1 protein-coding gene is annotated in these 1,042 nt (G+C 57.0%); it reads left to right on the top strand.

Features of this window, described 5'->3' with window-relative positions:
* Positions 1–239: 239 nt before the first annotated feature.
* Positions 240–1,042 (top strand): GGDEF domain-containing protein (locus sphst_RS20690; RefSeq protein ID WP_159043648.1); only part of this gene is annotated, 803 nt, incomplete at its 3' end.

Consider the following 1,042-nt stretch of genomic DNA (forward strand, 5'->3'; position numbering starts at 1 on the left):
TGCGACGTGACCGTTCGTTGAACAGTTAGCATCAGGCCAAGGCGGTACCCCCCTCGGGATAGCGCCGGGGTCTCCCGCGGCTCCCAGACGTTGTAACGGCGAGGAGCAACGTCCCTCGATGCTTCGAGTAAGTCTGTGATTATCAGTCTGTAAACCATTCTGCGGCCATACGCGTCGGGTCCGCTTTTACGTGCCGGATAAGAGCAAAAGCCGTACGTAAAATGCCAGGACTAAAGACCATGACGATAGCAGATCGCCTTGAAGCCGCGTCGACGGTTACGGTCTCAGCTTCCGTCCTGCTGGTGGCTCTCATTCTTCAGATTGTTGACATTGTTTACCCTGCAATTGGCATGGGGCCGGTCTATGTTTTATTACTGGGCTTGGTTTCATGGCGGCTGAGTCGTCGTGCGGCGGTTTTTGCAGCGGTAATCGCGATCGTGTTGAATACGCGCGCGACCATTCAAACGGGTATCCCAACGACGACCACGATAACGTTGCTTCGGGTAGGCCTTCGCTGCGTAGTGCTGGCGTTCGTCGTGGCGACGATGTGGGCGTTACGGCGCGCCTACGACCGTGAACGGGCGTCTGCACGGCTTGATGGCATGACAGGCTTGCTCAATAGATCGAGTTTCGAAGCCGCGATGGTCAAGATGCTGTCGTCGACGACAATGCCGGTAATGGTCGGGGTTATGGATCTCGACAATTTCAAGGCCATCAATGATCATTATGGCCATGCCGTGGGTGACGATACGATACGAACAGCATCGCGGGCTGCTGTACGCGGTCTTGGGAGCTATGGGCTTGTCGGTCGTATGGGGGGCGATGAGTTCGCGTTTATCGCAGCGCTTCCAGATGTCGGGACCGGCGAAGAGTTCGCGATCGACTTCCATCGCACCATCAACGAGGCGCTGATCAGTCTGCCTGCGCCGACAACGATTAGCATGGGCGCTGCTATAGCCCTGCCAGGTCACCGCCTCGATTACGATGCATTGCTGCTACGCGCCGACGGACTACTTTATGCCGCGAAGCGTAACGCGAAGGC

Source organism: Sphingomonas sp. STIS6.2 (assembly GCF_000732685.2).
Lineage (GTDB): Bacteria > Pseudomonadota > Alphaproteobacteria > Sphingomonadales > Sphingomonadaceae > Sphingomonas > Sphingomonas aerolata.